Annotated in this window: 23 protein-coding genes and 1 tRNA gene; 19 read left to right on the top strand and 5 right to left on the bottom strand. The window is 71.4% G+C overall.

Annotation, left to right across the window (positions count from 1 at the left end; translation table 11 throughout):
• A complete protein-coding gene (gene ndk / locus C7474_RS08425) occupies window positions 1-414 on the top strand; it encodes a nucleoside-diphosphate kinase (RefSeq protein WP_121058862.1) in 414 nt (137 codons plus the stop codon).
• A gap of 186 nt (window positions 415-600) precedes the next feature.
• Entirely contained in the window at window positions 601-1,911 is a 1,311-nt protein-coding gene (locus C7474_RS08420) for an HNH endonuclease signature motif containing protein (protein ID WP_121058860.1), read from the top strand.
• A gap of 390 nt (window positions 1,912-2,301) precedes the next feature.
• On the opposite strand, the gene C7474_RS08415 is transcribed toward C7474_RS08420, so the two are convergent.
• A complete protein-coding gene (locus C7474_RS08415; RefSeq protein WP_121058858.1) occupies window positions 2,302-2,916 on the bottom strand; it encodes a vitamin K epoxide reductase family protein in 615 nt (204 codons plus the stop codon).
• 281 nt (window positions 2,917-3,197) lie between these two features.
• Here C7474_RS08415 and C7474_RS08410 point away from each other — a divergent pair, with 281 nt between their 5' ends.
• A complete protein-coding gene (locus C7474_RS08410; RefSeq protein ID WP_241965162.1) occupies window positions 3,198-5,696 on the top strand; it encodes an Rne/Rng family ribonuclease in 2,499 nt (832 codons plus the stop codon).
• Window positions 5,697-5,712: 16 nt separating this feature from the next.
• On the opposite strand, the gene C7474_RS08405 is transcribed toward C7474_RS08410, so the two are convergent.
• Window positions 5,713-5,985, bottom strand: a complete 273-nt coding sequence (locus C7474_RS08405) for a DUF4031 domain-containing protein (RefSeq protein WP_121058855.1) — start codon at window positions 5,983-5,985, stop codon at window positions 5,713-5,715.
• A 189-nt stretch (window positions 5,986-6,174) separates the two neighbouring features.
• Between C7474_RS08405 and rplU the strand changes: the two genes are divergently transcribed.
• From rplU to nagE, 11 genes are all read left to right on the top strand, one after another.
• Window positions 6,175-6,483 carry a 50S ribosomal protein L21 gene (gene rplU, locus C7474_RS08400; RefSeq protein ID WP_121058853.1) on the top strand — a complete coding sequence of 103 codons (309 nt, stop codon included), beginning with the start codon at window positions 6,175-6,177 and terminating at the stop codon, window positions 6,481-6,483.
• A gap of 19 nt (window positions 6,484-6,502) precedes the next feature.
• Entirely contained in the window at window positions 6,503-6,760 is a 258-nt protein-coding gene (gene rpmA / locus C7474_RS08395; protein WP_121058852.1) for a 50S ribosomal protein L27, read from the top strand.
• An 81-nt stretch (window positions 6,761-6,841) separates the two neighbouring features.
• Window positions 6,842-8,350, top strand: a complete 1,509-nt coding sequence (obgE, locus tag C7474_RS08390; protein WP_121058850.1) for a GTPase ObgE — start codon at window positions 6,842-6,844, stop codon at window positions 8,348-8,350.
• Entirely contained in the window at window positions 8,347-9,180 is an 834-nt protein-coding gene (proB, locus tag C7474_RS08385; protein ID WP_121058848.1) for a glutamate 5-kinase, read from the top strand. The genes obgE and proB overlap by 4 nt, the downstream gene beginning before the upstream one ends.
• Before the next feature lie 19 nt (window positions 9,181-9,199).
• On the top strand, window positions 9,200-10,489 hold the full coding sequence (locus C7474_RS08380; protein ID WP_121058846.1) for a glutamate-5-semialdehyde dehydrogenase: 1,290 nt from the start codon (window positions 9,200-9,202) through the stop codon (window positions 10,487-10,489).
• Between the two features lie 44 nt (window positions 10,490-10,533).
• Window positions 10,534-10,758, top strand: coding sequence for a hypothetical protein (locus tag C7474_RS08375; protein ID WP_121058844.1), 225 nt, complete (start codon window positions 10,534-10,536; stop codon window positions 10,756-10,758).
• A gap of 7 nt (window positions 10,759-10,765) precedes the next feature.
• Entirely contained in the window at window positions 10,766-11,362 is a 597-nt protein-coding gene (gene nadD / locus C7474_RS08370; RefSeq protein ID WP_121058842.1) for a nicotinate-nucleotide adenylyltransferase, read from the top strand.
• The gene (locus C7474_RS08365; protein ID WP_121058840.1) at window positions 11,359-12,558 is read left to right on the top strand and encodes a hypothetical protein; all 1,200 of its coding nucleotides are present in this window, start codon (window positions 11,359-11,361) and stop codon (window positions 12,556-12,558) included. Before nadD ends, C7474_RS08365 begins: the two co-directional genes overlap by 4 nt.
• Window positions 12,558-12,950, top strand: coding sequence for a ribosome silencing factor (rsfS, locus tag C7474_RS08360; protein ID WP_121058837.1), 393 nt, complete (start codon window positions 12,558-12,560; stop codon window positions 12,948-12,950). Before C7474_RS08365 ends, rsfS begins: the two co-directional genes overlap by 1 nt.
• Window positions 12,951-12,975: 25 nt before the next feature.
• Window positions 12,976-13,051, top strand: a tRNA-Ala gene (locus tag C7474_RS08355).
• 375 nt (window positions 13,052-13,426) lie between these two features.
• Window positions 13,427-15,367 (top strand): N-acetylglucosamine-specific PTS transporter subunit IIBC, encoded by a 1,941-nt coding sequence (gene nagE, locus C7474_RS08350; protein WP_121058835.1) that lies wholly within the window; start codon window positions 13,427-13,429, stop codon window positions 15,365-15,367.
• Window positions 15,368-15,434: 67 nt separating this feature from the next.
• Here the strand turns inward: nagE and C7474_RS08345 are convergent, their stop codons facing one another.
• From C7474_RS08345 to C7474_RS08335, 3 genes are read right to left on the bottom strand one after another with little or no spacing between them, the layout of a single operon-like run.
• On the bottom strand, window positions 15,435-16,145 hold the full coding sequence (locus C7474_RS08345; RefSeq protein ID WP_121058833.1) for an SOS response-associated peptidase: 711 nt from the start codon (window positions 16,143-16,145) through the stop codon (window positions 15,435-15,437).
• 59 nt (window positions 16,146-16,204) lie between these two features.
• Complete coding sequence (locus C7474_RS08340; protein ID WP_121058831.1) at window positions 16,205-17,242, bottom strand: App1 family protein; 1,038 nt, start codon at window positions 17,240-17,242, stop codon at window positions 16,205-16,207.
• Between the two features lie 54 nt (window positions 17,243-17,296).
• A complete protein-coding gene (locus C7474_RS08335) occupies window positions 17,297-17,950 on the bottom strand; it encodes a DedA family protein (RefSeq protein WP_121058829.1) in 654 nt (217 codons plus the stop codon).
• Window positions 17,951-17,990: 40 nt separating this feature from the next.
• Between C7474_RS08335 and C7474_RS08330 the strand changes: the two genes are divergently transcribed.
• From C7474_RS08330 to holA, 5 genes are all read left to right on the top strand, one after another.
• Entirely contained in the window at window positions 17,991-19,280 is a 1,290-nt protein-coding gene (locus C7474_RS08330; protein WP_121058827.1) for an anthranilate synthase component I family protein, read from the top strand.
• A 79-nt stretch (window positions 19,281-19,359) separates the two neighbouring features.
• Window positions 19,360-21,933 carry a leucine--tRNA ligase gene (gene leuS, locus C7474_RS08325; RefSeq protein ID WP_121058824.1) on the top strand — a complete coding sequence of 858 codons (2,574 nt, stop codon included), beginning with the start codon at window positions 19,360-19,362 and terminating at the stop codon, window positions 21,931-21,933.
• A gap of 108 nt (window positions 21,934-22,041) precedes the next feature.
• A complete protein-coding gene (locus C7474_RS08320; RefSeq protein ID WP_121058822.1) occupies window positions 22,042-22,731 on the top strand; it encodes a ComEA family DNA-binding protein in 690 nt (229 codons plus the stop codon).
• Window positions 22,728-25,100, top strand: coding sequence for a ComEC/Rec2 family competence protein (locus C7474_RS08315; RefSeq protein WP_121058820.1), 2,373 nt, complete (start codon window positions 22,728-22,730; stop codon window positions 25,098-25,100). The genes C7474_RS08320 and C7474_RS08315 overlap by 4 nt, the downstream gene beginning before the upstream one ends.
• Window positions 25,101-25,109: 9 nt before the next feature.
• Window positions 25,110-26,150, top strand: a complete 1,041-nt coding sequence (gene holA, locus C7474_RS08310) for a DNA polymerase III subunit delta (RefSeq protein ID WP_121058818.1) — start codon at window positions 25,110-25,112, stop codon at window positions 26,148-26,150.
• Window positions 26,151-26,282 lie beyond the last annotated feature (132 nt).

Genomic DNA, 26,282 nt, shown 5'->3' with positions numbered 1-26,282 from the left:
ATGCCCACCGAAGAGACTCTCGTCCTCGTCAAGCCGGACGGCGTCGCGCGCGGGCTGACCGGCGCGATCCTCGCCCGCATCGAGGCGAAGGGGTACGCGCTCGTCGACATCCGCCTCGTCGAGCCCGACCGCGAGCTGCTCGAGCAGCACTACGCCGAGCACGCCGGCAAGCCGTTCTTCGAGCCGCTCGTCGAGTTCATGCTCTCTGGCCCGTCGGTCGCGATCCGCCTCGCCGGCAACCGCGTCATCGAGGGCTTCCGCTCGCTCGCCGGCACCACCGACCCGACGACCGCCGCGCCCGGTACCATCCGCGGTGACTTCGGCCGCGACTGGGGCCTGAAGGTGCAGCAGAACCTGGTGCACGGCTCCGACAGCCCCGAGTCCGCCCAGCGCGAGCTCGCCCTCTGGTTCTGAGCCAACGGCCTCGGCTGAAGGTCGGGTAGCCCGCGCCGCCGCGCCCGGTGGTCGAGTAGCGCGCGCAGCGCGCGTATCGAAACCTCCCGAATCCGGCATCGGATGGCGCCACTGTATCGGGTCGGGTTCTCCACAGGCCTCTCGGACTTTCGAATCAATGTCCGAGGCCGGTGGGAGAATCGGGGCATGTCGAAGTTCACGAAGATCATGACCCTGGAGGACGATCTCACCGTCCTGGGTGAGATGGTCGCGGGCTTCGAGTCGAACGCGGTGGAGTTGCGTCGGGCACAGATCGCGGAGGTGCGGCTGCTGGCGCGTGCCGGTCAGTTCGCCGACGCGCAGACCGCCGGTTCCCCTCTGCGGGTGCGGGAGCACGACATGGCGTTGCGGTCGATCGCGGCGGAGATCGGCGGTGTGTTGCATGTGACCGATCGGACGGTGCAGGCACGCATCGGGGATGCGCGGACGCTGGTGGAGATGTACCCGCTGACACTTCAGGCATGGGAGGCGGGTCGGATCACGAGGGGTCAGGTGCAGGTGATCACGGATGCCGGTGACGTCGTGCCGACGTCGCGACGCCCGGAGTTCGAGGCGGAAGCGATCATCCAGTGCGAGGGGCGCACCCCGAACCGGCTCCGCCCGATCCTGCAGCTCCTCGCGGAACGGTTCACCGACCGCAGCTTCACGGAACGCCATCAAGATGCGGCCGCCGGGCGGTGTGTGCGGGTGTTTCCGGGGAGGGATGGGATGTGCGATGTGGTCGCGACGGTGCCGACGGTGATCGGCGACGGGATCCTCGACCGCCTGACCCAGCAAGCGCAGGCCGTGATCGACGCGCGCGACCCGGGCGACGACGACGAACGCGGCATCGACGCGGTCCGCACCGACGTGCTCACCGACCTCCTCCTCGCCGGCGCCCCGGCTTTGGATCCGACTGCGACCGGTGACCAGCCCGGGACGTTGGGTGCGATTCGCGCGCAGGTGCAGGTGGTCGTCCCGGCGCTCACGTTGGTGGGTGCGGATGAGGGTCCCGCGGATCTGGTGGGTCGTTCCCCGATCGATGCCGACACGGCTCGGTGTCTTGCCTCACAGTCCCCGTCGTTGACGCGATTGCTCACCGATCCGGTGCGTGGGTCGGTGATCGCGATCGACGCGTACCGTCCCGCTTGGTCGCAGCGTCGGTTCCTGCGGGCGAGGGATCAGCATTGCCGGTTCCCGGGATGCCGGAGGGCGGCGATCCGCTGCGAGATCGACCACACCATCGACCACGCCCTCGGCGGCCCCACCACGTTGGGTAACCTCGCTCACCTGTGCCAACGGCATCACTCGATGAAGCAGTTCACCCGCTGGCGGGTCCGACAACTCCCGGGTGGCGTCCTGGAATGGACTTCACCCCTCGGCAGAACCTACCGCGAAGACACCTCACAACCCCCGGTCGCCTTCACCCCTGCCACCCCACCCGCCCCCGCCGAGTCCCTCGAGCCGGCACCCTTCTGACGCCCCGCACCCACCGGTGGTTGAGTAGCGCGCACAGCGCGCGTATCGAACCCGCGCACCCACCAACACCGCCGAGGCCCGGCGCGTTTCGACTCGTCGCGGAGCTCCTCACTCAACGACCGGAACTTCCCGGTGGTTGAGTAGCCGGCGGAGCCGGCGTATCGAAACCCGCGCACCCTCCATCGGCTGACGTGCTCGGGGCGTTTCGACTCGTCGCGTTGCTCCTCGCTCAACGACCGGGGGTCACCGCACCGCACACCCCCGGTGGTTGAGTAGCGCGCGCAGCGCGCTTATCGAAACCCGCGCACCCGCCGTCGACTGAGGAGCCCGGCGAGTTTCGACTCGTCGCTGCGCTCCTCACTCGACGACCGGAAGGTGTCGGGGGAGCGGTCAGAAGAGGATGCCGAGCAGCTGCGGCACCGCATCCAGACGCAGCTGCGCGAGCAGCAGCACGACGCCGTAGGTGACCAACGCCATGAGCGGCACCCACGCCATGAGCGCCGAGCCGACGGAGCGCACCCGCTGCGACGGAGAGACGACGCCCGCCCGCGCGAGGTGCACCCACACGGCGTAGGACGTCGGGATCGTCACGAGCCACGTCACCATGCACCACGGGCACAGCGTGCCGAGCACGAAGATGCTCTGGCCGATGAGCCACCACACGAACCCGTACGCGAAGGTGATCCCGGCCGCGAAGCACCACCAGAACCAGCGGGCGAACCTGGCCCCCGCCAGCAGTGCCATGCCCACGACGATCGGGGCGACCCAGCCGGTCAGGCCGAGGATCGGATTGGGGAAGCCGAACGCCGAACCCTGCGGCGAGTCGAGGTTCGCCGAGCACTGGACGATCACGCTGAAGTCGCAGGATGCCGCATCGCCGGGGTTCGTGAGGGCGTGGAACTTCTCGATCGTCAACGCGAACGCGGCGATCCAGCCGATCACGCCGGCGATTACCAGCCAGATCGCGAAGACGGTCGGACGGGGCTCGGCGGGGCGGGTCGACACCTCGTGATTATCGCATCGGCGCGTATGCGTCGACGCGGAGGGGCGCCGCATCCGCGCAATCGACACGCCGCGTGCGATAATGGTCCCCGACGTCTCCGCGGCCGCGCCGCGATCCACGTCACAGAAGACTTCGGGCGACGACAGCCCAGCGCGATGCGCACCCAGCCCTGGAGCGGGTCCATCGCAGACCGAGTGAATTCGCGGCTCCTCCGAACGGAGCAGCGCCGCCAGAGGTGAGCGGGACGGCACGCGGAGCCGTACCCGTGAGGATTGGGCCAGCGATGGCAGATGTACACGAACCGAACGACAGCACGGCCGCTGGGATCCCCGAGGAGCTCGACCTCCCGGTGGACGAGGCGCTGAGCACGCCCGCGCCGGCGGCGGATGACGCCCCGGTCGCCGACGAATCGGCCGTCGCCGAGGAGGCTCCGGTCGTGGACGAGGTCCCGGCCGAAGAGGCCCCCGTCTCGGAGGAGGCCCCCGTCTCGGTGGAGGCCCCCGTCTCGGTGGAAGCCCCCGTCGCGGAGGAAGCCCCCGTCGCGGAGGAAGCCCCCGTCTCGGAGGAAGCTTCCGTCGCCGAGGAGCCTCCGGTCGCCGAGGCCGCCGAGGAGGCGCCGACCGCTCCCGAGGCCCCCGCGGAGCAGACCCCCGCAGAGCAGACCCCCGCCGAGGAGGCGCCGCTCACCGCGGTGGCGCTCGGCCTGCTTCCCGAGGTTTTCGTCTCGCAGGTCACGACGCAGCTGCACTTCTACGCGCCGGAGGTCACCTTCCTCCCCGCCCTGCCGGGCGCCGCGTTCGACGACGAGCCCGCCGACGACGCGCAGCCGGCATCCGGCAGCAGCCGTCGGCGCAACCGTCGCCGCGGCGGACAGGCATCGGGCGAGGGCGACGACGCCGGCACCGCGCAGCCGCAGGGACGCCGTCGCGCCGTCGAGCTCATCACCGAGCCGCAGCGCATCAAGGGCTCCACGCGTCTCGAGGCCAAGAAGCAGCGCCGCCGTGACGGCCGCGAGGCCGGCCGCCGCCGCGCCGTCGTGACCGAGGCGGAGTTCCTCGCCCGACGCGAGGCCGTCGACCGCGTCATGATCGTGCGCTCCAAGAACGGTCGCATCCAGATCGCCGTGCTCGAGGACGGCGTACTCGTCGAGCATTACGTCGCCCGCAATCAGGACGCGTCGCTCATCGGCAACGTCTACCTCGGCCGTGTGCAGAATGTGCTGCCCAGCATGGAGGCCGCCTTCGTCGACATCGGCCGCGGCCGCAATGCCGTGCTGTACTCCGGCGAGGTCGACTGGGACGCCGTCGAGACCGGCAACCAGCCGCGCCGCATCGAGCTCGCGCTGAAGTCGGGCGACAAGGTGCTCGTGCAGGTCACGAAGGACCCGGTCGGGCACAAGGGCGCGCGGCTCACGAGCCAGATCTCCCTCCCGGGCCGCTACCTCGTGTACGTGCCCGGCGGCGCCATGAACGGCATCTCCCGCAAGCTGCCCGACACCGAGCGCGCGCGTCTGAAGAAGATCCTCAAGGAGGTGCTCCCGGAATCGTCCGGCGTCATCGTGCGCACGGCGGCCGAGGGCGCGACCGAGGACCAGCTGACCCGCGACGTGCAGCGTCTCACCAACCAGTGGGAGCACATCTCCACGCAGGTCTCCGCGATGCAGGCCCCCGCGCTGCTGCACTCCGAGCCCGACCTGCTCGTCAAGATCGTCCGTGACGTGTTCAACGAGGACTTCTCCCGGATGCTGATCCAGGGCGAAGAGGCGCACCACACGATCAGCCAGTACCTGACGGGTGTGGCCCCCGACCTGCTCGAGCGCGTCGAGCGTTACGAGGGCGACCACGACCCGTTCGACGAGTTCCGCATCACGGAGCAGATCGAGAAGGCGCTCGACCGCAAGGTGTGGCTGCCCTCCGGCGGGTCGCTCGTCATCGACCGCACCGAGGCGATGACGGTCGTCGACGTCAACACGGGCAAGTTCGTCGGCTCCGGCGGCAACCTGGAAGAGACCGTCACCAAGAACAACCTCGAGGCGGCCGAGGAGATCGTCCGTCAGCTGCGCCTCCGCGACATCGGCGGCATCATCGTCGTCGACTTCATCGACATGGTGCTCGAGTCCAACCGCGACCTCGTGCTGCGCCGCCTCGTCGAGTGCTTGAGCCGTGACCGCACGAAGCACCAGGTCGCCGAGGTCACCTCGCTCGGACTCGTGCAGATGACCCGCAAGAAGCTGGGCCTGGGCCTGTTGGAGACCTTCAGCGAGGCGTGCGAGGTGTGCGCGGGCCGCGGCGTCATCGTGCACCACGACCCCGTCGTGAAGCACCGCGCCCCGCAGCAGCAGGGCTCGTCCAACCGGCGCTCGCGCGGGAACGGCGGCGGCAACGCGAACGGCAACGGCAACGGCAACGGCGCGTCCGCCTCGACGGCACCCGGCGGCGGCACCCACACCATCACCGAGGGGGTGAAGTCGGCCCTCGCCCAGATCGCCGCCTCCACCATCCACCCGTCGCACGAGGATGCCGCCCCCGCCGTCGAGCCCGTCATCGAGCTCCCGGCCGCGCCGGCCGCGGAGGAGGCCCGTCCGCCCAAGGCGGAGCGCGCCTCGAAGCCGCGCCGCCGCAAGAGCGAGGCGGCGGCGCCGAAGACCGAGAAGGACATGCTGCTCGACTCGGTGCTCAACGCCCTCCCGGAGCCGAAGGCACCGGGCCAGGGCCGCGCGCGCCGTCGCGTCACGACCGCCGCGCTCAGCGGCACTCCGGTCGCCGCCACCCCCGAGGACTGAGCCCGAACCGCCCGGGTCAGCGGCCGCGCCGCTCCCGGGCGGTGACGCGCAGGCCCGACGCGATGAGCCGGCGCACCAGGTCGCGACCGGACACGTGCTCGGCGCCCGCCGCGATCAGACGGGCGACGGAGTCTTCGGGGACGTCGTAGTGGTCGCGGTCGAATCCGCGGCGCGGGATGCCGGCCGCCTCAGCGAAAGCGTGCAGCTCGTCGAGTGACGTGTCGCTCACGAGGTGCGCCCACAGCCGCCCGTGCGCCGGCCACCGGGCGTCGTCGATGAGGATGGCCATCCGCCGATCCTAGGCCGGGGGAGCGCGGTCGGCGCGCGGATCGGGGCGCTTTTGCCAGGACCGCCCCCCATCGGGTAAACTCGATCCTTGGTGCGTCGAGGTTCCGCCTCCGCATCGGACATTCTTCGGGACCACCGGTCCCATGAGACAACCGGAGCCGTGCGCTCCACTGAAGAAAACAGGTGTGAAGTGGTTTACGCAGTTGTGCGCGCCGGCGGCCGTCAGGAGAAGGTGGAGGTCGGCACGATCGTCGTCCTCGACCGTCAGCAGGCCAAGGTCGGCGACTCGATCGAGCTGCCCGCCGTGCTGTTCGTCGACGGCGACGCCGTGACGACCGACGCCGACAAGCTCGCGAAGGTCAAGGTCACCGCCGAGGTCCTCGGCGAGGAGCGCGGCCCGAAGATCGTCATCCAGAAGTTCAAGAACAAGACCGGTTACAAGAAGCGCCAGGGCCACCGCCAGGACCTCACGCGCGTCAAGGTCACCGGCATCAAGTAAAGCCAGGGAGAAACGCGAGATGGCACACAAAAAGGGCGCAAGCTCCACCCGCAACGGTCGTGACTCCAACGCACAGCGCCTCGGCGTGAAGCGTTTCGGCGGCCAGACCGTCAACGCCGGCGAGATCCTCGTCCGCCAGCGTGGCACGCACTTCCACCCCGGCGCCAACGTCGGCCGTGGTGGCGACGACACCCTGTTCGCCCTCGCCGCCGGTGCGGTCGAGTTCGGCCAGAAGGGCGGCCGCAAGGTCGTCAACATCGTGGCGGCTGCGGAGTAATCCACACCGAGCTGTGACAGCGAGGGGCGGGCGTGAGCCCGCCCCTCGCTTCATTCATCCCCCGAACCCGAGGAGACCGACATGGTGACCTTCGTCGACCGCGTCACGCTGCATCTGCGTGCCGGTAAGGGCGGCAACGGCTGCGTGTCGGTGCGTCGCGAGAAGTTCAAGCCGCTCGCCGGACCCGACGGCGGCAACGGCGGTCACGGCGGCGACGTCGTGCTCGTCGCCGATCCGCAGGTGACGACGCTGCTGTCCTACCACCACTCGCCGCACCGCTCGGCCGGCAACGGCGGGTTCGGCATGGGCGACAACCGCTCCGGCGCGGCGGGCGAGATCCTGGAGCTGCCGGTGCCCGTGGGCACGGTCGTGAAGGATGCCGAGGGCGAGGTGCTCGCCGACATGCTCACCCCGGGCATGCGCTACGTCGCCGCCCCCGGCGGTCTCGGCGGCCTCGGCAACGCCGCGCTCGCCAACCCCAAGCGCAAGGCGCCCGGCTTCGCCCTGCTCGGCACGCCCGGCTTCGAGGGCGACGTGTTCCTCGAGCTCAAGACCGTCGCCGACGTCGCCCTCGTCGGCTTCCCGTCGGCGGGCAAGTCGAGCCTCATCGCCGCGATCTCCGCCGCACGCCCGAAGATCGCCGACTACCCGTTCACGACGCTGCACCCGAACCTCGGCGTCGTGCAGGCCGGCGACGTGCGCTTCACCGTCGCCGACGTGCCGGGCCTCATCGAGGGCGCCAGCGAGGGCAAGGGCCTCGGGCTCGAGTTCCTCCGCCATGTCGAGCGCTGCACGGCCCTCGTGCACGTGCTCGACTGCGCGACCCTCGAACCCGGCCGTGACCCGCTGAGCGACCTCGACGTCATCCTGGCAGAGCTCGCCGCATACCCGGTGCCGGAGGGGCAGACTCCGCTGCTGGAGCGTCCGCAGCTGATCGCCCTCAACAAGGTCGACGTGCCCGAGGCGCGCGAGCTCGCCGAGTTCGTGCGCCCCGACCTCGAGGCCCGCGGGTTCGGCGTCTTCGAGATCTCCACCGTCAGCCACGACGGACTGCGCCCGCTCACCTTCGCACTCGGCGACATCGTCGCCCAGCACCGCGCCGCGCAGGCGGCCGCCCCCGCACCCGAGCGCGTCGTCATCCGCCCCGCCGGATCGCAGCGCGAGTTCGAGATCCGCGTCGAGGGCGGCACCTACGGCAACGTGTACCGCATTCTCGGCGCGAAGCCGGTGCGCTGGGTGCAGCAGACCGACTTCCAGAACGAAGAGGCCGTGGGCTTCCTCGCCGACCGCCTCGAGAAGCTCGGCGTCGAAGACGAGCTGTTCCGTCTCGGCGCGGTCGCCGGCTCCACGGTCGTCATCGGCCCCGGCGACGGCATCGTCTTCGACTGGCACCCGTCGCTGTCTTCCGCCGCGGAGCTCATGACGGCCCCGCGCGGCACCGACCCGCGTCTCGACCTCAACCCGCGCCGCACCACGTCGCAGCGTCGTGAGCGCTACCACGAGCGGATGGACGCGAAGGCCGAGGCCCGCGCCGAACTCGAGGCCGAGCGTCGCACCGAGCAGTCGTGGGACGAGGAGGACGAGGCGTGACCCTCGCCGGCCGCCACGAGCTCCCCGGGGCGCGGCGGCTCGTCGTGAAGGTCGGCTCCTCGTCGATCAGCGGCGATGGCGCCCACCGCATCGCGCCGCTCGTCGACGCCCTCGCCACCGCGCACGCGCGCGGCACGGAGGTCGTGCTCGTCTCCTCCGGTGCGATCGCGACCGGGATGCCGTACCTCGCGCTCGACGAACGCCCGACCGATCTGGCGACGCAGCAGGCCGCGGCGGCGGTGGGGCAGAACGTGCTCATCTACCGCTACCAGGAGGCGCTGCGGCAGTACGCGATCGTGGCCGGGCAGGTGCTGCTGACCGCCGGCGACCTCGAGAACCCGACGCACCGCTCCAACGCGCGCCGCGCGATGGAGCGTCTACTGGGCCTGCGGATCCTCCCGATCGTCAACGAGAACGACACGGTCGCCACGCACGAGATCCGCTTCGGCGACAACGATCGACTCGCCGCGCTCGTCGCGCAGCTGATCGGCGCCGACGCGCTCGTGCTGCTCTCCGACATCGAGAGCCTCTACACGCGCCCGCCCGGCGAGCCCGGGGCGCGCCCCATCCGTGACGTCGCACACGGTGACGACCTGTCGGGCTACGAGTTCGGATCGGTCGTCGTCAACAGCGTCGGCACCGGCGGGGCGGCCACGAAGGCCTCGGCCGCCAAGCTCGCGGCGGATGCCGGGGTCGGCGTGCTCGTCACGAGCGCCGACCTCGTCTCCGACGCGCTCGACGGCGCCGACGTCGGCACCTGGTTCGCGCCCAACCCGGCGCCCGCGCCGTCGGGGTTCACGGGTGCCGTCCGCACCGGCGTCGCGCACTGAGCCTCGGTAGACTGGCGCGATGAGCACGATCGCCGCCTCCCCCGTCACCGCCGAGGAGCGTGTCGCGGCCGCGCGCGAGCGCATGCTGCGGGCGAAGGAGGCCTCCCGGCAGGTCGCCCTGCTCGGCGACGACGCCAAGGCGGCACTGCTGACGGCCATCGCCGACGCGATCGACGCGGCATCCGCCGACATCGTCGAGGCCAACGCCGACGACCTCTCCCGCGGCGCCGTCGAAGGTCTGTCCACCGGACTCCTCGACCGGCTCCGACTCGACGACGCACGCGTGCACGCCCTCGCCGAGGCCGTCCGCGCCGTCGCCGCCCTGCCCGACCCGGTCGGGCGCGTGCTCGACGAGCGCACCCTCGACAACGGCCTGCGGCTGCAGAAGGTCGCCGTGCCGTTCGGCGTGGTCGGCTCGATCTACGAGGCGCGTCCCAACGTGACCGTCGACATCGCCGCGCTCGCGCTGCGCTCCGGCAACGCCGTCGTGCTCCGCGGCGGCACCGCGGCGGCATCCAGCAACGCGGCCCTCGTCGCCATCATGCGCGGCGCCCTCGCGGCCGCCGGCGTCGACCCCGAGGCGGTGCAGACCGTCGACGACTTCGGTCGCGACGGGGCCGCCGCGCTCATGCAGGCGCGTGGGATCGTCGACGTGCTCGTGCCGCGGGGGAGCGCACAGCTGATCGAAACCGTCGTCACGACCTCGCAGGTGCCCGTCATCGAGACCGGAGCCGGTGTCGTGCACATCGTGCTCGACGCGTCGGCGCCCACCGACTGGGCGCGCGAGATCGTCGTCAACGCGAAGGCGCAGCGCCCGAGCGTCTGCAACGCCGTCGAGACCGTCCTCGTCCATCGCGATGCCGCCGCGCACCTCGTTCCCGAACTCGGCGCCGCCCTCGCCGCCGCCGGCGTCACCGTCCACGCCGACGAGCGCGTGCGTACGCTGCTGCCGGATGCCGTCCCCGCGACCGAGGCCGACTGGGCCACCGAGCACATGAGCCTCGACCTGTCGATGCGCGTCGTCGACGACCTCGACGACGCGCTCGCCCACATCCGCACGTATTCGACCCACCACACCGAGTCGATCATCACGACCGACGACGCGAACGCCGAACGGTTCCTCGCCGAGGTCGACTCGGCGGTGGTCATGGTCAACGCCTCGACGCGTTTCACCGACGGCGGCGAGTTCGGCTTCGGCGCAGAGGTCGGCATCTCGACGCAGAAGCTGCACGCCCGCGGCCCCATGGGCCTGCCCGAACTCACCAGCACCAAGTGGCTCGCCCGCGGTGCCGGGCAGATCCGCCGCTGACCGCCTAAACTGGCCTCTGCGCACCCGAACCGAACGGAGTCCGAATGACCCTCGCCACCATCGTCGCCCTCGCCGGCGCGACGGAGCATCACGGCAACGCCCAGGCCGAGACCTTCCCGTTCTTCGTGATCGCCATCGTGGTCTTCCTCGCGCTGGGTCTGGTGACCCTCTCGTACCGCAACGTGGCCAACCGTCACGCGCACAAGGCCCAGGCCTACGCCGAGGCTCACCCCGTCGACCTGTCGCAGGCGGGCCACGGCCACCACTGAGGCTCCGATGACGACGGAGCGGACCCCGCGCATCGGGGTCATGGGTGGGACGTTCGATCCCATCCACCACGGACACCTCGTCGCGGCCAGTGAGGTCGCGCAGTCGTTCGACCTCGACGAGGTCGTGTTCGTGCCCACCGGGCGCCCCTGGCAGAAGCAGGAGGTCAGCCCGAGCGAGCACCGCTATCTGATGACGGTGATCGCGACGGCGTCGAACCCCCGCTTCACGGTGAGCAGGGTCGACATCGACCGCACCGGGCCCACCTACACGATCGACACGCTGCGCGACCTCAAGGCGCAGCGTCCGGATGCCGATCTGTTCTTCATCACCGGTGCCGACGCGATCGCGCAGATCCTCGGCTGGCGCGACCACGCCGAGCTGTGGGACCTCGCGCATTTCGTCGCGGTCTCGCGCCCGGGGCACGTCCTCAGCACCGCGGGCCTGCCCGACAAGAACGTCAGCCAACTCGAGGTGCCCGCGCTCGCCATCTCTTCCACGGACTGCCGCACCCGCGTACAGAGCGGATTGCCGGTGTGGTACCTCGTGCCCGACGGGGTCGTCCAATACATTGCGAAGCACCATCTGTATCGGAGCACGCCATGAGCACACCCGACCAGCCCGACCAGCCCGATGCGCCGCAGCTGACCCGACGTCAGCTGCGTGAACTGCGCAACACGGCCTCGACGCCGATCATCACGCCCGAGGAGGCCGCCGCGGCCGCCACCGAAGCGGAACCCGCCCCCGCGCCGGTCGCGCCGCTGCCGCGCGCCGCCGAACCGGTCGAACTGCCCGACGCCCCCACGGTCCCCGACGGGCCCGCCTCCGGCGCGGGCGACGCCGACGAAGGCCCCGTCCTCACCCGCCGACAGGTGCGCGACCGGGAGCGGCTGCGGACGGCATCCGTCCCGGTCATCGACGATGTCGAGGCGCAGGGCGAGCCCGAAGCCGCGGCGGAGGATGCGCCGGCGGACGAGGAGATCGTCGAACTCGACGTCGTCGACGTGGTCGATGACGAGGCGAGCGCCGATGACGCCGCGGTCGATGCGGTCGAAGCCGCCGAGCTCGCCGACGACGCCGCCGCCGAGACGGAGCCATCCGGTGACGTCGAGGACGAGGCTGCGGACACGGCGGAGGACGAGCCCGTCGAACTCGTGGCGCTGCCCGCCGACGAGACCTCGGGCGAGCCGGCCGACGACACCACGGACGAAGTCGCAGACGACACCGTGGACGAGGGTGCCGGCGAGTCGGATGCCGACGCCGATGACTCCGCACCGGTCGCCGCACCCGCGCCCGCGCGCGCCGAGGTGTCTTCGGCCTTCGGCGCCGGCCTGCTCGCCGGCGACGCCGTCGAGATCGACCTGCCGCCGTCGTTCGACCAGGTGCTCGGTCGCGGCAGCGGCGGCACGTCGTCGCCGGCGACCTCGAACGCCCTCATCCTGTCGCAGACGCCCGAGACCGGGGCGTTCACCGCGCCCGTCACGGCCACGGGGGAGGTGCTCGTGACCGGGACGTTCCTGCTGCCCGACTCGTACGGCTCCACCGGGTCCGCGCCCGGCACCGCCGACGGCAAGGACATCGACGCCGTGCTCGTCGACGGCGAACTGCCGGCGACGTCCTCGCCCACCCCGATCGCCGCGAGCTCGGCGATCAGCACCATCAAGGCCGCCGAGGACATCATCAAACCGCCCGCACCCGAGAAGGGGAGCCGGCTCATGATGGTGCTGGCGATCACGGCGGGCGTGCTCGCCGTCGCCCTCGCCGGTGTCCTCATCCTCGCTTTCGCCACTGGAGTCCTCTGATGACCGCCGCAGACACCACCCGCATCCTCGTCCAGCAGGCCGCCGATGCCGCCGCCGGGAAGGGCGGTGAGGATCTCGTCGCCTTCGACGTGTCCGAGCCGCTGCCGCTCGTCGACGCCTTCCTGCTCGTCACCGGCAACAGCGAGCGCAACGTCGCCGCCATCGCCGACGCGATCGAGGAGACGATGCTCGAGCAGGGCGTCAAGCGTCTGCGCCGCGAGGGCCGCGCCGAGTCACGCTGGGTGCTGCTGGACTTCGGCGACCTCGTCGTGCACGTCTTCCACTCCGAGGAGCGGGCCTTCTACAGCCTCGAGCGACTCTGGAAGGACTGCCCCGTCATCCGCATCGAGGCGCCCGTGGTTCAGAGCACGCCGGGAGATGTAGTAAGCTGAACAAGTTGCCGGAAACGGCGACGGAGGGCCTGTGGCGCAGCTGGTAGCGCACCTGCATGGCATGCAGGGGGTCAGGGGTTCGAGTCCCCTCAGGTCCACCAAAAACCCCCGGTCAACCCGGGGGTTTTTCCATTCCCGGTGGTGGTTTCCGGTCGTTGAGCGAGGAGCGCAGCGACGAGTCGCAACGCGCCGAGCTCGTCAGCCGACGGTGGGTGCACGGGTTTCGATACGCCGGCTGCGCCGGCTACTCAACCACCGGGAAGTTGCGGTCGTTGAGCGAGGAGCGCAGCGACGAGTCGAAATGCGCCGGACCTGGCAGCGATGGTGAGTGAGCGGGCTTCCGGGAAGAGCGGGCGATAACTATTTGTTAACCGTCCTGCGTTTCATCTGGCGAAAGCTGAGCGGACGCTGGGAAGGGGGAGTAGCGTACGACCGACCCGTACCCACGGGCGACCTCTCTCGGGTTGGAGTCCCTCATGAAGTTCTTCCAGAGGCTCGGCAGATCGATCATGCTCCCGGTGGCCGTGCTGCCGGTCGCCGCGATCCTGTCCGGCATCTCGTACTGGATCCAATCCGCCGCCGGCGGAGCGAACGTCGTCTCGACGTTCCTCGGCGCGGCCGGTGGGGCGCTGCTCGACAACATGCCGTTGCTGTTCGCGATCGGTGTGTCGATCGGCATGGCCAACAAGACCGACGGCACGTCCGCCCTCGCCGGCCTCGTGTCGTGGCTGACGATCACGACGCTGCTGAGCCCCGCGAAGGTGCAGGGGCTGTTCGGCATCGCCGACGTCGCCGACGTGAACCCCGCGTTCGGCAAGATCCAGAACGTCTTCGTCGGCATCATCGCCGGCCTCATCGGCGCCTGGTGCTACAACAGGTTCAAGGACACCAAGCTCCCCGACTTCCTGTCGTTCTTCTCCGGCAAGCGCTCCGTCGCGATCGTCACGGCGGGACTGTCCCTCGTCGTGGCCGTCGTGCTGTTGTTCGTCTGGCCGGTCATCTACACGGGCCTCGTGACCTTCGGCGAGTGGATCGCCACGATGGGGCCGTTCGGTGCGGGCCTGTACGGCTTCTTCAACCGCCTGCTCATCCCGACAGGCCTCCACCACGCGCTCAACTCGGTGTTCTGGTTCGACGTGGCCGGCATCAACGACCTGACGAACTTCCTCAACGGCACCAACGGCGACGGCGTCTACGGCGTCACCGGCCAGTACATGGCCGGCTTCTTCCCGGTGATGATGTTCGGTCTGCCCGGCGCCGCCCTGGCGATGTTCCTCACCGCCAAGACGACGCGCCGCAAGGTCACCTACGGCATCATGCTGTCGGCGGCCGTCGCCTCGTTCTTCGTCGGCGTCACCGAGCCGCTCGAGTTCTCGTTCATGTTCGTCGCGCCGTGGCTGTACCTCATCCACGCCGTCTTCATGGGCATCTCGGTGGGCGTCGCGGCGTTCCTGCCGACGCGACTGGGCTTCGGCTTCTCCGGCGGTTTCATCGACATGGTGCTGCAGTGGGCCAACCCCCTCGCGCAGAACCCGTGGATCCTGCTGCTGATGGGCGTCGCCTGGTTCTTCATCTACTTCTTCACGTTCTACTTCCTCATCAAGCGCTTCAACCTGAAGACGCCGGGACGTGAAGACGAGCTCGACACGCAGGATGCCGACAACATCGAGACGAGCCTCACCGGCTACCACGGCACCGCAGAGAAGTTCATCGCGGCCCTGGGCGGCAAGGACAACATCATCGACGTCGACAACTGCGCGACCCGCCTGCGCATGGAGATCGAGAACCCGGCCGTCATCGACGAGCACGCCCTCAAGCGTGCCGGCGCGGCCGGTGTCATCAAGCCGGGCGGCAAGTCCGTGCAGGTCGTCTACGGCCTGAACGTGCAGTTCGTCAAGGACGCGATGGAGGACATCATCAACGACCGGATGCCGCAGATCGAGGCGTTCGGACGTGCGACCGGTGTCGAGCCGCCACTGGCGACACAGACCGTGGCGACGGCGATCGCCTCGGCGACCGTCGTGCTGCGTCAGCCCGTCGCCGGCGCCGTCGTCCCCCTGTCCGAGGTGCCCGACCCGATGTTCGCCGAGGGCACGATGGGCCCGGGCATCGCGGTCGACCCGACCGGTGACACGATCGTGGCGCCGGCGGACGGCACCGTGGCGTCGGTGTTCCCCACCGGTCACGCCATCGGGCTCGCCCTGGCCGACGGCACGGAACTGCTCATCCACGTCGGGATCGACACCGTCAGCCTCAAGGGCGACGGCTTCGAAACGCTCGTGGCGGCCGGTCAGCAGGTGACGGCGGGGACGCCGCTGCTGCGCTTCGACGCCGCGAAGATCCGGGCGGCCGGCCTCTCGCCGATCACCCCGGTGATCGTGCTCAACAACGAGTCGGCGACCGTCTCGTTCCAGTGAGAACCGGGTGACGAACGAAGGGCCGGGGCGCACGCCGCCCCGGCCCTTCGTTCTCCCGTGCAGAAGGTCAGCCGACCCGCTCGATGAGCTGTGGGCCGTTGTTGCGCACGTTGCCGACGGCCCGGTCGACGACATACGCCTCCAGCGTGTCGGCGAGGGCGGGGGCCGCGTCGATCGCGGCGTCGAGCACGTCGCCCACGTTGTCGGTCGTCGGGTCGAGCCACGCGTCGGCGAAGTCCGGGTCGAGGAACAGCGGCATCCGGTCGTGGATCGAGCCGAGGCCGCCCACCGCGTCGCGCGTCATGATCGTGAAGCTCAGCATCCAGCGGGTCGGGTCTTCCTCCGCCTTCGACGGGTCCTTCCACCATTCGTACAGCCCCGCGAACAGCAGCGGTGAACCGTCGGCGGGACGGATGAAGTGGGGCGTCTTCACCCCGTCTTCGGTCTTCCACTCGTAGTAGCCGGTCGAGGGGACCACGGCGCGCCGCTTGATGAGCGCCTGCCGGAACATCGGCTTGTCCTCGACCTCTTCGGAGCGGGCGTTGAAGGCCCGCACGCCGATGCCGGGATCCTTCGCCCACGCCGGCACGAGGCCCCAGCGGGCCGCCTCGAGTCGTCGCGTCGGCGGCTCGGTCTTGGCGGAATCGAGCACGATCGCGACCCGGTCGGTCGGCGCGATGTTGAAGGAGGGCTCGGGGAGGTCGTCGCCGACGACGTCGACGCGCAGCACCCCCACGAGCTCGGACCCGGACTCGGCCACCACGAAACGCCCGCACATGCGTCACACCCTACGCGGGGGCACCCACACTCTTCGTGCGGATGCCGTCGCTCGGCGCCTCAGTCCTCGGCGATCACGCCGATCTCGGCGAGCCGGTCGAGCAGTCCCGCGCCGTCGACGTCGGTGACCCACGGGACCGCGGCGGCAGCGTGGTCGTTGACGGCCGTCCGACCGCCGGCGAGGACGGCCTCGGTCGGCGAGAGCTTGCGGATGGCGACCGCCGTCACCCGGTCGGGGAACTCGTCGGTGAAGGCCGTGTAGAGCTCGTCGTCGTGCTGGCCGTCGTCGCCGAGCAGCATCCACTTCACGTCGGGGAACTCCCGTGCCAGGCGTCGGAGGTTCTCCTCCTTGTGTGCCTTGCCGCTGCGGAACCAGCGGTCGTGCGTCGGTCCCCAGTCGGTGAGCAGGAGCGAGCCCGGCGGGAACAGGTGGCGGCGCAGGAACCGCACCAGCGTGGGCGCCACGTTCCAGGCGCCGGTCGAGAGGTAGATCACCGGTGCGCCGGGGTGGTCGCGCACGAGTCGTTCGAGCAGCACCGCCATCCCCGGCACGGGCTGGCGTGCGTGCTCGTTGAGCACGAACGAGTTCCAGAACGCCACGAACGGCCTCGGCAGGGCGGTCACCATGACGGTGTCGTCGATGTCGGAGATGACGCCGAAGCGTGTCCCGGCCGCCACGATGAACACGCGGGTCTCGATGGGTGCCGATCCCTCGACGGTCATCGTGACCGTCTGCCAGCCGGGGGACAGGCGCGCGGGGAGAACTGTGTCGAGCACGCCGCCCTGATCGGCGACCACGTCGTGCGCGACCCCGTCGATCGTGACGGTGACCGTCGCATGGGCGACCGCGACGGCCGCGAAGCTGCGCCATCCGCGCACTCCGGCGAACTCGCTGCGCTGACGGCGCTTGGACATCTTCGGGACGATGAGCACGCGGCCGAGGATGCGCACCCAGTCCTCACCGCCGTAGCCGGGGAAGGCGGCCACGGTCGGGCGCTGCCCGCGGGCGCGGGCGCGACGCTCGCGCCAGGCATGGAATCCGTGCTCCAGCCGCGCGAGCCAGAGCACCTTCGTCGGCGGCGTTTCGGGGGACGTCATCCGTTCCAGTCTTTCATGCCCCGCGCTCGACCGCCCAGGGAGCGAAGATCCGGGTCAGCCGGCCTCGTCTTCGAGGTGCAGATGGCGCGCCTCGCGGCGGTGGATGAGGCGCTTGACGACGAAGACGCCGACGAGGAACAGCACAATCACGCCGACGAAGACGTAGCCGGCGTAGTGCAATTGATCGCTCAGCTCGCGGTAGGTGCCCGCCGCCGCCGCCGTGACGCTCACATAGAGCGCCGCCCACACGACGCACGCCGGCGCCGTCCAGGCGAGGAAGCGCTTGTACGAGTACCCGCTCATCCCGACCGTCAGCGGCACGAGCGAGTGCAGCACGGGGAGGAAGCGCGACAGGAAGATCGCCGGTCCGCCGCGCCGTCGCAGGTACAGCTCCGCGCGCGTCCAGTTGTGTTCGCCGACCTTGCGGCCCACCCACGAGAACCGGATCTTCGGGCCCAGCCAGCGGCCCAGCCAGAACCCGATGCTCTCGCCCAGCAGTGCCCCGACCACCACGACGGCGGCGAGCACGATACCCTCCACCGGGGTCGCGACCGCGGTGCCGGCGATGATCACGATCGTGTCGCCCGGCACGATCAGGCCGACGAGCACGCTCGTCTCCAGCATGATCGCGACGCCGGCGAGCACCGTCCGCAGCACCGGGTCGACACTCTGCACGGTGTCGAGCAGCCACGTGAGGAACTCGTTCACGGTCTCAGACTAGGACGGCGTCCCCCTCTAGCCTGGGAGAGTGCCCGAACCCCTCGCCGCGCGCGCGCTGACGCGCTGGGTCGACCCCGCCGAGCGCTTCGCCGCGGGCACCGCCTCGGCCCCGGCCGCGTTCTGGCTCGACGCGGGACCGGACGCCCGGGACGGCTGGAGCTGGCTCGGCACCGGGGAGGCCGGAGCGGTCGTCCCGCGCGATCTCGCGTGCGCCGAGACGCCCGCAGTGCGCGAGTGGGGCCCCTTCGCCGGCGGCTGGATCGGCTGGCTCTCGTACGACGCCGCCGCCGGCCGCGCCGGGGCGCCCTGGCAGGGCGACGGTGCAGGCGCGGATGCCGGCATGCGCGTGGATCGGTTCGTCGCCATCGACCACGCCCGACGCCGACAATGGGCGGTCGCGCCGGCATCCGAGATCGACGCGTTCGCCGCCGAGGCCTCATCCTGGTGCGGCGCATCGCCGCTCGCGCCGGATCCCGCCCCGACCACCGCGGTCGCGCGGGATTCCGCACCGCACTACGCCGCGCTCATCGAGAGGTGCCGCGACGCCATCCGCGAGGGCGACGCCTATCAGCTGTGCCTCACGACACGGTTCGAGGTCGCCGGGGCGGTCGACGCGTTCGCGGCCTACCTGCGCCTGCGGGCGCAGTCACCGTCCCACCACGGCGGATTCCTGCGGCTCGGCGAGCGGGCGCTCGCCTCGTCGACCCCCGAACGCTTCCTCGAGATCGGCGGCGGCACCGTGCGCACCCGCCCGATCAAGGGCACGCGCCCCCGCGGGACGGATGCCGCCTCGGATGCCGGGCTCGCGCGCGAGCTGCGCGAGAGCGTCAAAGAGCAGGCCGAGAACGTGATGATCGTCGACCTCATGCGCAACGACCTGCAGCGCGTGTGCCGCCCCGGCACCGTCACCGCGGAGCGTCTGCTCGAGGTCGAGAGCTACCCCGCCGTGCACCAGCTCGTCAGCACCGTGGCCGGGCGCCTCAGCCCCGGCATCCGCATCGGCGACGTGCTCGACGCGGCCTTCCCGGCGGGGAGCATGACGGGAGCGCCGAAACTGTCGGCGATGACGATCCTGCACGAGCTCGAGAACGCCCCGCGCGGACTGTTCGCCGGCTGCTTCGGCTGGATCGGGGACGACGGGGCCGCCGACCTCGCGATGGTGATCCGCTCGATCGTCACCCACCCGGGAGGCGCCTACGTCGGCGCCGGGGGAGGGATCACCTGGCGCTCCGAGGCTGCCGCCGAAGTCGCCGAAGTCGCCCTCAAAGCGGCCCGTCCGCTCGCGGCGGTCGGGGCGCGGCTGCCGCCCGGCTGGTGAGGAGGCCGGTCCGGTAGTCTGGAAAGACACGCGCCCGCGCGCGTCCCCCGACTTTCCGCACGATTGGTTCCACCTCTCCATGAGCACTCCCGTCGACGACGCGCCCGCGCGCGGCACCTTCGATACCTACGCGATCCAGCAGAAGTGGCAGGAGCGCTGGGAGGCCGCCGACCCGTTCCGCGCCGGCGGCGCCGAGGACACACGCCCCCGCAAATACGTGCTCGGCATGTTCCCGTACCCGTCGGGCGACCTGCACATGGGCCACGCCGAGAGCTACGCGTACGTCGACATCGTCGCCCGCTTCTGGCGCCACCGCGGCTACAACGTGCTCAACCCGATCGGCTGGGACTCGTTCGGCCTCCCCGCCGAGAACGCCGCCATCCAGCGCGGCGCCGACCCGCGCGAGTGGACCTACGCGAACATCGCGCAGCACAAGAAGAGCTTCCGTCAGTACGGCTCCTCGTACGACTGGTCCCGCATCCTGCACACGAGCGACCCGGAGTACTACCGCTGGAACCAGTGGCTGTTCCAGAAGCTGTTCGAACGGGACCTGGCGTACCGCAAGGAGAGCCCGGTCAACTGGTGCCCCAACGACCAGACCGTGCTCGCGAACGAGCAGGTCGTCGACGGCCGCTGCGAGCGCTGCGGCGCCGAAGTCGTCAAGAAGAAGCTCACCCAGTGGTACTTCAAGATCACCGACTACGCCGACCGCCTGCTCGACGACCTGAACCAGCTCGAGGGCTTCTGGCCGCACAAGGTGCTGCAGATGCAGCGCAACTGGATCGGACGGTCGATCGGCGCCGACGTCGACTTCGAGATCGAGGGTCGTGACGGCAAGGTGACGGTCTTCACGACCCGTCCCGACACGCTGCACGGCGCGACCTTCATGGTCGTCGCCCCCGACTCCGACCTGGCGGCGGAACTGGCCGCCGGCGCGTCGGCCGAGGTGCGGATGCGGTTCCAGGACTACCTGGAGCAGGTGCAGAAGACGAGCGAGATCGACCGGCAGACCACCGACCGGCCGAAGACCGGCGTCTTCCTCGAGCGCTACGCCGTCAACCCCATCAACGGCGACCGCCTGCCGGTGTGGGCCGCGGACTACGTGCTCGCCGACTACGGCCACGGCGCCGTCATGGCCGTGCCCGCCCACGACCAGCGCGACCTCGACTTCGCCCGCGCCTTCGCCCTGCCGGTCAAGGTCGTCGTCGACACGACGGCCCCCGTCACCGGCGCCATCCCGGTCATCGAGGTCGACGAGCAGGGGGTGCCGATCGATCCGGGCAACCCGCAGCTCGACGAGCTCGACCCCGCCACGACGGGCGTCGCCCTGTCGGGCGACGGACGCATGGTCAACTCCGGTTCGCTCGACGGCCTCAGCAAGCGCAACGCGATCGCCCGCGCGATCGAGGAGCTCACGGCGTCCGGCACCGGACGGGCGGCGAAGACCTACCGCCTGCGCGACTGGCTCATCTCCCGTCAGCGCTTCTGGGGCACGCCGATCCCCATGATCCACACCGAGGACGGGCGCATCGTTCCCGTCCCCGCCGACCAGCTCCCGCTGACGCTGCCCGACGCGAAGGGCCTCGACCTCGCGCCGAAGGGTACGTCGCCGCTCGGCGGTGCGACCGACTGGATGCGCACCGTCGACCCCGAAACCGGCGAGCCGGCGCTGCGCGACCCCGACACGATGGACACCTTCGTCGACAGCTCGTGGTACTTCCTGCGCTTCCTCGCACCGCACGACGCCACCGAGGCGTTCCCGCGCGCCGAGGCAGACCGCTGGGCGCCCGTCGACTCGTATATCGGCGGCGTCGAGCATGCTATCCTGCACCTGCTGTACGCGCGCTTCATCACGAAGGTGCTGTTCGACCTCGGCGAGATCGACTTCACCGAGCCGTTCTCGAACCTCATCAACCAGGGCATGGTGCTGCTGGGCGGCTCGAAGATGTCCAAGAGCAAGGGCAACCTCGTCGAGTTCGAGGCGAGCATGGTCGACCCCGGCGCCGACGCGGTGCGCGTCGCGATCGCCTTCGCCGGCCCCGTCGAAGACGACATCGAATGGGAGGACGTCTCCACCACGGGCGCGCAGAAGTTCCTCGCCCGCGCCCTGCGGGTCGCCGCCGACGTCACGAGCGCGCCCGAGGTCGTGTGGGCCGACGGTGACACGGCGCTGCGCCGCGTGACCCACCGCCTCCTCGCCGATGCGCCGGGACTGGTCGAGCAGACCAAGTTCAACGTCGTCGTGGCGCGCCTCATGGAGCTCGTCAACGCGACCCGCAAGACGATCGACGCGGGCGCCGGTGCGGCCGACCCCGCCGTCCGCGAGGCGGCGGAGGCCGTCGCGATGATCCTCGACCTGTTCGCCCCGCACACCGCGGAGGAGATGTGGGAGATGCTCGGGTACGAGCCGTTCGTCGGCCTCGTGCCGTGGCGGCAGCCCGACCCGACGCTCCTCGTCGAGGAGTCGGTCACCGCGGTCGTGCAGATCGACGGCAAGGTGCGCGGCACCCTCACCGTGCCCGCGCGCATCACCCCCGATGAGCTCGAGGCGCTCGCCCGCGCCGACGAGAAGGTGCGCCGCTCGCTCGGGGACCGGCAGATCGTGCGCGCCGTCGTGCGCGCGCCGAAGGTCGTGAGCTTCACGACCGCCTGACCGGCACTTTTCCTCCACCTCGGGCCGGATGCGGCGAATCCTCCACGGATCGCCGCACCCGGCCCGAGGTCGAGGACGCCGTGGGCGTCATCCTGCCAGGGTCGTCGGGTGGAGACGGACGGACGGCGGCGCCGCACCCGCCTGGGGGCGGGTGCCGTGATCGTGCTCGTGCTCGCCGTCAGCGCGGTGACCGTGGCCGTCGGCGTCGTGCGGACACTCGCGGCGCCGACCGTGTCGGTGCAGCGGTCGGATGCCGGAGGTGGCGGCGACGAGGCCGGCTCCGGCACGGGAGCGGAGGGTTTGGAGGACGCGGGCGCTGCGGGCGGAGCGGCATCCGGGTCGGCCGACATCGAGGTGTCGGCGGGCACGCTGTACGTCCACGTCGCCGGCGCGGTCATGCGGCCCGGGCTGTACCGACTCGCGGCGGGTGCGCGCGTCGTCGACGGCGTTGCCGCCGCCGGCGGACTCGCGCCCGACGCGGATGCAGCTGCAATCAACCTCGCCCGCACGCTCGACGACGGCGAGCAGCTGCTCGTCCCACGTGTGGGGGAGGCGCCGCCGCCCGCATCCGGAACGGCCGCCGGCGGGGCCGGCGCGGCGGCAGGCGGGAAGATCGACCTCAACACGGCGGATGCGGCCGCGCTGGAGACGCTGCCGCGCATCGGCCCCGCGCTGGCCGAACGGATTCTGCAGTGGCGCGAGGACAACGGCCGGTTCACGAGCGTCGACGACCTGCTGTCCGTGCCCGGGATCGGCGACAAACTGCTCGCGGGACTGCGCGACCTGGTGCGTGTGTGAGCACGCGGTCGGTGCGCCGACGCGACCTGCGTCTGGTCCCGGTCGCCGCGGCCGCCTGGGCCGCGGCGGTGCTGGCGACCCTGGCGCCCGATGCAGCCGGTGGCGTCGCGGCGGGAGCGGGGGCGATGACGGTCGCGGGGCTGGTCGTCGTGTGCCTCGCGGCGCGCCGGGGCGGGCTCGTGGGTGCCGGGGTGGCACGCCGGGCGAGTCCGGGGAGGGCGCGCGTCGTCGCGGCCGCGGCACCCGTGCTGGCGGTCGTCGCCGTCGCCTGCGCGGCGATGACAGGCGTCGCCGTCCACGTCGCAGTGGCCGCGCCCGCCCGGGACGCGCTCGCGGCGCTGCCGGTCGACGGGGGGAGGTCGATCGTCTTCGACGCCCTCGTCGTCGGCAAAGCGGAGGGGGGAGCGATCGGCATCCGCTTCGATGCGATCGTGACACGGGCGACCGTCGGCACGCAGCCCCGCGAGGTCTCCGGACCGGTCCTGGTGCGCGCCGACCGCGTCCCCGCAGGCCTCGACGTCGGGGCGGACATCGAGCTGCGCGGCACCGCGTTCGCCGCCGACGCGGGCGAACGGGCCGTGCTGGTCGTGGACGCGACCGAGGTGTCGGTTCGCGCCCCTCCCGCCGGGGCGCTCGCGGCGGCCGCCGCGCTGAGACGTGGGCTCCACGACGTCGTCGACGGCCTCCCGCAGCCGGGCGCGGGACTCGTCGCGGGCCTCGCGGTCGGCGACACCGCGGGCGTCTCCGTCGACCTCGACGCGCAGATGAAGGCGTCCTCGCTGTCGCACCTGACGGCGGTGTCGGGCGCGAACTGCGCGCTCGTGGTGGGCCTGGCCTTCGCCGCGGCGGCGCTGTGCGGTGCGCGGCGCGGCGTGCGGGTCGCGGTCGCACTCGGTGCGCTCATCGGCTTCACCGTTCTCGTCACTCCGGAGCCGAGCGTCGTCCGCGCCTCCGCGATGGCCGCGATCGCGATGCTGGGACTGCTGCTGGGGCGCGTCGGCGCGGGACTGTCGCTGCTCACGGTGGCGGTGACGGTCATCCTGCTCCTCGATCCGTGGTTGTGCCTGTCGCTCGGCTTCGCCCTGTCGACGGCGGCGACCGCGGCCCTGCTGCTGCTCGCCGGCCCGCTGGCCGACGGACTGGCCCGGTGGATGCCGGCGCCGGTCGCGCTCGTCGTCGCGGTGCCGCTGTCGGCCCAGCTCGCCTGTGGGCCGTTGATCGTGCTCATCGCGCCGACGCTGCCGCTGCAGGGTGTGCTCGCGAACCTGCTCGCCGGCCCGGCCGCGCCCGCGGCGACGGTGCTGGGACTCGCGGCGTGCCTCACCGCGGGGATCCCGGTTCTCGGTGCGGGCCTCGCGGGCCTGGCCTGGCTCCCCGCCGCCTGGATCGCGGGCACCGCGCAGACCCTCGCCGCCGTCGCGGTGGTGCCGTGGCCGGAGGGCCCGTGGGGCGCGATGCTGCTGGCGGTGGTCGGCGCCGCCGTCGCGGTGTCGGTGATCGCCGTGCGGGGGCGGGTGCGCACGGCATCCGTCGTCTTCGTCTGCGCGGCCGCCGGGCTTCTGCTGGGGGTGGGACCGGGCGCCGTGGTCTCCGGACGCCTCACCGCGCCGACGTCGTGGGCGATCCTCGCGTGCGAGGTCGGTCAGGGAGACGCCGTGCTCGTGCGCAGTGCCGGGCGGGTGATGCTCGTCGACACCGGACCCGCGCCCGAGCCGCTCGCCGCGTGCCTCGACCGCTACGGCGTCGACCGGATCGACGTGCTCGTGCTCACCCACTTCGACCTCGATCATCGCGGCGGCATCGACGCCGTCGTCGGTCGCATCGGCGTCCTGGTGCACGGACCGCCCGCGGATGCCGCCGACGCGGAACTCCTCGCGCGCGTCGCCGCCTCGGGCGCAGACACCCGCGCGGTCGTGGCCGGCGCCTCGGGGATGCTGGGAGACGCGCACTGGCGGGTGCTCTGGCCGCGCCGCGGCGCGACGCCCGGCAACGACGCGAGTGTCGTCGTCGACGTCGCCGGGGGAGCGGTGCCCGCGACGCTGCTGCTCGGCGACCTGTCCGAGGAGCCGCAGCGCCTTCTCGCCGCCGGCGGTGCGCTGCGACCGCGCTACGACGTCGTCAAGGTCGCCCATCACGGCAGCGCCGACCAGTCCGCCGGCCTGTACCAGGCCACGCATCCGCGCATCGCACTCGTGACGGTCGGCGAGAACGACTACGGGCATCCGCGGGCCTCGATCCTCGCGACCCTCGACGCGGTGGGAGCCGTGACGGCGCGCACCGACCGCGGCGGCGATGCGCTGGTGTGGCTCGAGGACGACGCCCTGAAGGTGTGGCGGCCCCGCGCCGACGAGGTCGGACCCGATGGCTAGGCTGGATGCATGACCCCCGCCCCGCGCCGCACGGCTTCCCGCACGCCCGCGCGCTCGGCGATCCCGCAGGTCTCCTGGCGCGCCCCGCAGCCGGCGCCGATCGTGCTGGTGTCCGGACCCGAAGAGGTCTGCGCCGAGCGTGCGACCGCCGGCATCCGCGACTTCCTGCGCGCCGAGGACGCGAGTCTCGAAGTCAGCGACCTGCGCGCCGACGACTACGCCCCAGGCACCCTGCTGGCGATGACCTCGCCGAGCCTGTTCGGCGAGCCGCGTCTCGTGCGGGTCGGCGGCGTCGAGAAGTGCAGCGACGCGTTCCTCCTCGAGGCGATCGCCTACCTCGATTCCCCGCAGGACGGAGCGACGGTCGTGCTGCGCCACACCGGCGCCAGCGTGCGCGGCAAGAAGCTGCTCGACGCGATCCGCGCCGGTACCGGCGGCGGAATCGAGATCGCGTGCCCTGCGGTCAAGCGTGACTCCGACCGCTTCGACTTCGCGGCGGGGGAGTTTCAGGCGGCTCAGCGACGCATCGCGCCCGCCGCGCTGCGTTCGCTCGTCGGTGCGTTCACCGACGACCTGACCGAACTCGCGGCGGCCTGTCAGCAGCTCATCGCCGACGTCCCCGGTGACATCACCGAGCAGATCGTCGAGCGCTACTACGGCGGCCGGGTCGAGACGACGGCTTTCACCGTCGCCGACACCGCGATCGCCGGACGCTACGGCGACGCCCTGGTGGCCCTGCGGCACGCGCTCACCAGCGGTGCGGATCCGGTGCCGCTCGTCGCGGCGATCGCGTCGAAGCTGCGCACCATGGCGCGCGTGGCCGGTTCCCGCGAGCCTGCCGCGGCGCTGGCCGCCCGGCTGGGGATGAAGGATTGGCAGGTCGATCGGGCCCGCCGCGACCTCTCCGGCTGGAACGAGACGTCGCTCGGAATGGCGATCCAGGCCGCGGCCCGCGCCGACGCCGAGGTGAAGGGCGCGTCCCGCGATGCCGTGTTCGCGGTGGAGCGCCTCGTCACCGTCATCGCCACCCGCGCCCCCTACGGCCACTGACCCCCGCGGCGTGGTTCGGGCGGGCCCGCGATGGGGTTCCGCTGGCATCCGATGTGCGTGTGCAACGGGCGATCAGGTGGGCCGGTGCTCACCGCCAGGCATGTCACATGGACGGTCTGTCTCAGCGCGGAT

The sequence above is a fragment of the Microbacterium telephonicum genome (genome assembly GCF_003651225.1).
GTDB lineage: Bacteria > Actinomycetota > Actinomycetes > Actinomycetales > Microbacteriaceae > Microbacterium > Microbacterium telephonicum.
Note: the sequence above shows the minus strand (reverse complement) of the source record. Positions and strands in the feature narration are given on the sequence as shown.

What these genes read in the sequence shown, in the direction of transcription:
- obgE (WP_121058850.1), top strand. Translation starts at nt 6,842, where the DNA reads ATGGTGACCTTCGTCGACCGCGTCACGCTGCATCTGCGTGCCGGTAAG.
- ndk (WP_121058862.1), top strand. Translation starts at nt 1, where the DNA reads ATGCCCACCGAAGAGACTCTCGTCCTCGTCAAGCCGGACGGCGTCGCG.
- C7474_RS08380 (WP_121058846.1), top strand. Translation starts at nt 9,200, where the DNA reads ATGAGCACGATCGCCGCCTCCCCCGTCACCGCCGAGGAGCGTGTCGCG.
- C7474_RS08410 (WP_241965162.1), top strand. Translation starts at nt 3,198, where the DNA reads ATGGCAGATGTACACGAACCGAACGACAGCACGGCCGCTGGGATCCCC.
- nadD (WP_121058842.1), top strand. Translation starts at nt 10,766, where the DNA reads ATGACGACGGAGCGGACCCCGCGCATCGGGGTCATGGGTGGGACGTTC.
- C7474_RS08340 (WP_121058831.1), bottom strand. Translation starts at nt 17,242, where the DNA reads ATGACGTCCCCCGAAACGCCGCCGACGAAGGTGCTCTGGCTCGCGCGG.
- C7474_RS08375 (WP_121058844.1), top strand. Translation starts at nt 10,534, where the DNA reads ATGACCCTCGCCACCATCGTCGCCCTCGCCGGCGCGACGGAGCATCAC.
- C7474_RS08405 (WP_121058855.1), bottom strand. Translation starts at nt 5,985, where the DNA reads ATGGCCATCCTCATCGACGACGCCCGGTGGCCGGCGCACGGGCGGCTG.
- rsfS (WP_121058837.1), top strand. Translation starts at nt 12,558, where the DNA reads ATGACCGCCGCAGACACCACCCGCATCCTCGTCCAGCAGGCCGCCGAT.
- nagE (WP_121058835.1), top strand. Translation starts at nt 13,427, where the DNA reads ATGAAGTTCTTCCAGAGGCTCGGCAGATCGATCATGCTCCCGGTGGCC.
- C7474_RS08365 (WP_121058840.1), top strand. Translation starts at nt 11,359, where the DNA reads ATGAGCACACCCGACCAGCCCGACCAGCCCGATGCGCCGCAGCTGACC.
- rpmA (WP_121058852.1), top strand. Translation starts at nt 6,503, where the DNA reads ATGGCACACAAAAAGGGCGCAAGCTCCACCCGCAACGGTCGTGACTCC.
- holA (WP_121058818.1), top strand. Translation starts at nt 25,110, where the DNA reads ATGACCCCCGCCCCGCGCCGCACGGCTTCCCGCACGCCCGCGCGCTCG.
- C7474_RS08345 (WP_121058833.1), bottom strand. Translation starts at nt 16,145, where the DNA reads ATGTGCGGGCGTTTCGTGGTGGCCGAGTCCGGGTCCGAGCTCGTGGGG.
- C7474_RS08420 (WP_121058860.1), top strand. Translation starts at nt 601, where the DNA reads ATGTCGAAGTTCACGAAGATCATGACCCTGGAGGACGATCTCACCGTC.
- leuS (WP_121058824.1), top strand. Translation starts at nt 19,360, where the DNA reads ATGAGCACTCCCGTCGACGACGCGCCCGCGCGCGGCACCTTCGATACC.